The organism is Dietzia sp. B19, from assembly GCF_014145155.1.
In the GTDB taxonomy this organism is placed as follows: Bacteria; Actinomycetota; Actinomycetes; order Mycobacteriales; family Mycobacteriaceae; genus Dietzia; species Dietzia natronolimnaea.
Genome location: NZ_JAALED010000169.1, coordinates 1 through 5,793 on the forward strand (window position 1 = coordinate 1; position 5,793 = coordinate 5,793).

Annotated in this window: 5 protein-coding genes; 2 read left to right on the plus strand and 3 right to left on the minus strand. The window is 69.8% G+C overall.

The genetic code is table 11. The features are described from left to right. A partial coding sequence (locus G6020_RS16715; RefSeq protein ID WP_206682205.1) for a hypothetical protein occupies window positions 1-205 on the plus strand: 205 nt, incomplete at its 5' end. Window positions 206-281: 76 nt separating this feature from the next. Continuing rightward, window positions 282-2,912, plus strand: coding sequence for a LuxR C-terminal-related transcriptional regulator (locus tag G6020_RS05965; protein ID WP_182609984.1), 2,631 nt, complete (start codon window positions 282-284; stop codon window positions 2,910-2,912). Between the two features lie 484 nt (window positions 2,913-3,396). Here the strand turns inward: G6020_RS05965 and G6020_RS05970 are convergent, their stop codons facing one another. The 3 genes from G6020_RS05970 to G6020_RS05980 all read right to left on the minus strand — a co-directional run bounded on the left by G6020_RS05970 (window position 3,397) and on the right by G6020_RS05980 (window position 5,496). Next, a complete protein-coding gene (locus tag G6020_RS05970; protein ID WP_017838311.1) occupies window positions 3,397-3,687 on the minus strand; it encodes a hypothetical protein in 291 nt (96 codons plus the stop codon). Further along, window positions 3,684-3,899 carry a PLDc N-terminal domain-containing protein gene (locus G6020_RS05975; protein WP_182609985.1) on the minus strand — a complete coding sequence of 72 codons (216 nt, stop codon included), beginning with the start codon at window positions 3,897-3,899 and terminating at the stop codon, window positions 3,684-3,686. The genes G6020_RS05970 and G6020_RS05975 overlap by 4 nt, the downstream gene beginning before the upstream one ends. Window positions 3,900-4,026: 127 nt before the next feature. Next, window positions 4,027-5,496 (minus strand): sodium/glutamate symporter, encoded by a 1,470-nt coding sequence (locus G6020_RS05980; protein WP_182609986.1) that lies wholly within the window; start codon window positions 5,494-5,496, stop codon window positions 4,027-4,029. Between the last annotated feature and the right edge of the window lie 297 nt (window positions 5,497-5,793).

Genomic DNA, 5,793 nt, shown 5'->3' on the forward strand with positions numbered 1-5,793 from the left:
GTGCTCCGGCGCCGCCGGCGAGTCCCGCGACCAGCGCGCCCACGAGCAGGCCGCCGACGGCCCACCAGGTGCCCTCGGCGATCTCGTCCGGTGGCCCGGGCCGTCCTCGTGGACGGGGTCGGCCTTCCGGGGAACCCTGTCCATGTCGGGGCGATCGTCCGCAGGGAGCACCACCGCATCATCCGAGCCCCACGGAATGCCTTGACGAACCCCGCCGGACAGGCGAGGGTCGTCTTCGACCGCCGTGTAATGCCGGTTGCGAGAACAGGAGTGGGGGGCTGATGTCGAGCGAGGCCCTTCGCGGCTCCAAGCCCAAACCCGACCCCGGCCCCGGCTTCGCCGCATTCTCCCCGCGTCACCCGGCCTCGGGGGTCCCCCCGCGTGCACGAGTGATGGACATGCTCTCGGGACCTGACCGCCTGGTGGTGGTCCACGGCCCCCGGTTCTCGGGCAAGACCACCCTGCTTGCGCAGTGGCTGTCCGACGGCTCCTCATCCGGTGGATCCACGGTCGGGATCATCGACCCCGCCCCGGACCTCACCGGGGATCGCTACTGGCAGTCGGTCGTGACCTCACTCCGATCGGCGCAGGGCCCCGTCGGCCGCGCGGTCCCGGAGGCCGGGTCGGCCGGTGGTCCCGTCGAGCCGTCGGGTGATCCCTACCAGGAGGTGAGGGACCTGGTCCGATGCTGGCCCGGCCCCCTCACCGTGATTCTCGACGACCTCCACCTCTCCGGTGATCCGGAGGGGCACGTCCGCGATCTCCTCCTGCAGGCGCCACCGGACGGAATCCGTGTCCTCGCCACCACGCGCACCGCGATCCAGTGGCACCGATCGCCCGGAATGCCCGCGGACAGGGTGCTCGTGACCCCGGCGGACCTCATGCTCACGGATACCGAGCTCGCCGCCGCGCTCGAGTTCGCGGGCGTCCGCACTCTGAACCGGATCCCGCTGGGGTCGCTCGCCGCCGAGACCGGACGGCTCGCCGGTCTCGTGGAAGCCGCCCTGACCGCGCTGTCGGGCAACGCCTCGACCCGAGGGGACCCGATCGACCGGATCCGCGCCGGGATCGACCGCGTCCTCCTCCGGGTCCTGGCCGGTGATCCCGCGCTGGCCGGCCGCCGCGAGGAGATCTTCCGGACAGCGGTGGCCACGCCGCTGACGCCGGCGGCTGCCACGGTCGCGATCGACGGGGTCGCCGAGGGGCCGGCCGTGAGGCCGGGCGCGATGGCCGACCGGCTCTCCGCGGTGGAACAGCTCGGCCTCGTCGTCCGGGATACCGAGGAATCCGAGCCCACCTGGGCCTACCCGGATCCGGTCAGGGCATCGATCCTCCGCCTGGCGGCGACCGAGATCCCGGACGATCTCCGCGAGACCCGGCTCGCGCTGGCGAACCACTGGCTCCGGCACGGCGACCCGCACGCCGCGTTCGTCCTCGCGATCGACGCCGAGCACTGGGACCGCGTACGCGAGATCCTGCGCGAGCACTGGAAGACCCTCTACACGACGAACTTCCTGCAGATGGACGGGGATCTCAGGCGCATACCCGCCGACGTACTGGAGAGCGAACCACTGTTCGGCACGTTGCGGAGGATGCACGGTCAGTTCTCCGCACCGAAGGACAGTCCGGCGCCGGCACCCGACATCGCGACGTCCTCCGACCAGTTGGACGAGTCCGACGATGCCGCGCGGCTGATGCGGATGCTCTCGCTGCGCATGGACGGCCGCTTCGAGGCGGCCGCATCGGAGCACAGCCGACTCAGCCGGATACCGGTCCCCGATGTCGAAACGTCGACCCGGGCGGAACGGGACGGCCCCGCGTTCGTCTTCCTCCACCTGGGCCTGACCCTGCTCCTGGTCGGTCGGTTCGACGACGCCACACGGATGTTCCGCCGGGCCCACCGGCTCGGAACCGGCACCTTCATCGAGCGGGACGCGGCCGGCAAGCTCACCTTGACGCACGCCCTCCTGGGGCACCCGGCGGACGCCGGTACCTGGTGGGATGCAGAACGGCAGCACCCGCAACTGCCGCGCGACTCGGAGCTCGTGGTCCGGCCCGCCGGGATGATCGGGGCGGCGCTGTCCCGACTCGACCGCCTGGATACCGAGTCTGCCATCGGTCTGATCACCGACCTGGGAGCCCCGGCGGACCGCGAGGAGCTGTGGGGTCTCGCGCTCTACGTGTACGGCCAGATCGCCCTGAGCACCGGCACCGCCGCCGACGGGCTCAGGTACGTCGAACACCATATGGCGCGGTTCCCGGGGTTGTGTGGACATGGCGCGGTGGTGGGGCCACTACTCGACGGGGTCCGTGCGGACCTCCACCTGGCGCTGGGTGGGTCGGACGCGGCCACCGAGCTGGTCGGTGCCTCGTCCCATCCGCTCACCGCGCCGGCCCGGGCCCGCATCAGGGTGTACGAGGGCGATCACGAGGGGGCGTTGGAGATCGTCAGGCGCCATCACGGGGATCTCCGCGTGACCCAGCGGGACTCCGTCGAGCTGTCCCTGGTCGGCGCCACCGCGTCGCTCGGACTCTCCGCGCGGGAGGAGGCGGTGCGGTACCTGGAGCGCGCCGTCACCACGTCCGCGCTCACCGGACTGGTCCGCCCGTTCACCACGCTGCCCCGCGAGACGATCGCGAAGCTGGCGAGGTTGGGCCCTGAACTCCCGGTGTCCGCCCACCGGACCGGCTCCGACGCCCCCTCGTCGCCGCATACGGCGACCGAGGTCACCGAGCGCGAGCACGCGATCCTCCGAAGTCTCGAGACCGGTGAGTCCATCTCCGCGATCGCCGACCGGCACTTCGTCAGCGTGAACACGGTCAAGTCGCAACTCCGGTCCGTGTACCGCAAGCTCGGCGCCCGGTCCCGGGGCGCAGCGGTCGAGGAGGCCCGGAGGCTCGGTCTGCTCTGAGCGCCCGACCGCGGCCATCCGCGAGAAGCAGGTTGCTCGTTCAACTCCGATTCCGGGCGGGGTCGGGGCGTGGAGAAGCCTTTGCAATCGGCTTCGAGCTGGCGATTCACGTGCCATTTCACCCAGGTGAATTGGCGTGCGCGGCGGCCATATCGCGGCCTAGGTGAACTAGCGTTCACGAGATCGCAGTCGCCGCGACCCTAGGAGAGAAAGTGATCGGTACCCCGCCGAGCGTGATCGTCGACGAGAACGGAGCCAGACCGCCCCGGGTGGTGGACCCGGTGGGGACGCGGCTCGTCCTGCTCTCCGGTCTCTCCGTGTCATGACCGGGCGCGAGTGGGACGACTACGTCGAATGGTCCGGCCTGGACGAAGGGCGACTGGACGAGATCATGCGCGACCGCGGCCGCACCGTCGACCGCGGTTCGGGTGCCGGGCCGGATCCGGTCGCGCGGGCGCGATGGTTCCCCCAGAGGTGCCGGGAGTCAACGGCGGCGGGAGCCCGCCATCGCAGGGCCGGAGAACAACGCGATTCCTAGGACGAATCCGAAATTGTACCAGTTGCCGTTGTTGCCCACCTCGTAGATGGTCACGGTGTCGGTGAACAGGGAGATGATGAAGGTCACCGGGAGGATGAGCCCGTGCCAGAGCCCCCACCAGAAACCGAGGCCCTCCGGGGAGACGTCGACGTTGGGTCCCGCGGCGCACGCGCCGAGGGTCAGGACGACGACGAGGAGGACACCGGCGGCGAGCCCCGCCCGTCCCCGGGTGGTCATCTCCGCCGCCCCCGCACGAAGTAGAGGGCGGGTCCGATGAAGTTGACCGCGATGATGGCAGCCCACCTGGCCTTGCTTCCACGCACCTGTTCGGCGGGCCGGAACGCCAGATCGGTCCAGGCCGAGACCGCCAGCGACAACTGAACGGATGCCAGGACCAGGATCGCGGCCTTCTGGGAGTCGGTCAATCGCCTCCACGACTTCGTTCGCATGGGTCCTCCCGGGGTCGATCCGACGATGGAGTTCTCCTGATCTTATGGGTGTACCGCGAAATGTGCGTGAGCCCGAGGAGATCCGGGCCGTAGAGCGTTCACGGGCACCCGGCGTCGAGTGCGGAGGTCACGTCGACGGGGGTGGGTCGGCGGCGGCCCGTCGCTCCTCCCACTCGCGTCTGTCCTTCATCTCCCTGGGGCGGAAGTAGAGCAGGCCCGACAGTACGGCCACGAGGAAGACGACGAGCATGGTGAAGAACAGCGGCCAGACCCCGGTCAGGAAGATGATCGGTACCGCCAGGGCGGTGACGAGTCCGCCACCGAAGAACGGTTCGAACACGAGTTGCTTGTAGCCGAAGGCCTCGAACGCGGGGCTCTCCGCCTCGGGGTCGACGATGCGCATCAGGACGAGACCTGTCGCGGTGACGCCCATCGACTGCCCGAAGTCGCCGATACCGCGCTCGAACCAGAACCGGCCGATGGTGCGTGGCGCGAGGAGCAGGAAGAGCGCGAGGTTGATGACGGTGCCGGCGATGGCGAGGATGGCGAACATCCCGAGGTTGTCCCCGATCGCCTGGAGGGACAGGGTCCCGATCGCGGCCACGATCAGGAAGTCCAGGGCCCAGCCCTGGATGCGCTGCATGAGCTCGCCGTCGATGAAGTGGTCGAGGCCGGTCTTGGTGGCCACTACCTGCACGATCACGCCGCCCAGCAGGGCGATGGGGAAGAGGGGGACGTACGCGAAGATCTCCAGCGGCGTGTTGTCGTCGAGCATGACCGATGCATAGGTCTGCTGCTCGATCCACCGCAGGCCTTCGAGGATCCCCAGCCCGATGAGAATCGCCGCGGAGATCAGCGCGATGTGCAGGGTCAGCGGTTCGATCGAGGACGGCCGGGAGGTCATCTCACCGGCCGGGTTGCTCTCGCCCTCGGCGAACACGCCCTTGCGCTCGTCCTCCGACATGGCCGCGGACCCGGTGAGGAGTTCGGTCCTTCCGGTCCGGACCCCCCAGTTGATGAGGATGATGCCCAACACGATCCCGCCGACGATGCCCACCGTCGCCAGCCCCACCGCGATGTCCGCGCCCTCGCTGTAGCCGAGTTCCTCGAAGACCGGCCGCATGCCCGCCGCGGTACCGTGGCCGCCCTCGAAACCGATCTCGATGAGGGCACCTGACATCGCCGGGGCCGCGAGCAGCGGGACCAACACGAGCGCTGCCAGGAGCAGCCCCACGACGTACTGCGCCGACGCCATCGACACGCCGAGCGAGAGCTGGGGTCCGACCAGTTTGAGCGCACGTTGGGGTGTCGGGAGCTTGTGGCCCAGGAACATGGTCGCGAACACGACGCTGATGAGCAGTTCGGGCAGCGACGACCACACGGTGACCATGGACTCGGTGAACACGCCGTTCTCGCCCCAAGGGCCGGCGAAGCGCCCCAGAACCTCGGGGCCGAGGAGGAGCAGGAGCACCCCCGCGACGATCGAGCTGGGCAGGAACAGCGACTGGACGACCCCTACCCTGACGCGGATCATCTTGCCCACGAGGAGCGCCAGTCCCAGGATGAGGAGGGCGAATCCGACGGCATCTGCGGACATGGCTCAACCTCGGTTCCGAGAAGTGCGAGTAGCGGTGTCGGTACGAAATCTATCCGCCCACGGCGCGGACCGCTCCCGATCGGCTGACCCGGACGCGTCGGAGGTGGCGGCCTGCCGCGCCGACGGGATCGCGCGGATGAGGCGATCGCGGCGGACAGCGGTCGATCCGGCGGAGAAGCGCCGCCGGCCGCACGGACGTATCGTCGGCCTATGACCTCCCTGGAGCGAACCGGCCCGAGCCTGACCAGTGGCTTCGCCCGCGATTTCCCCGATCTCGCCGTCCCGTGGAAGGCGGCC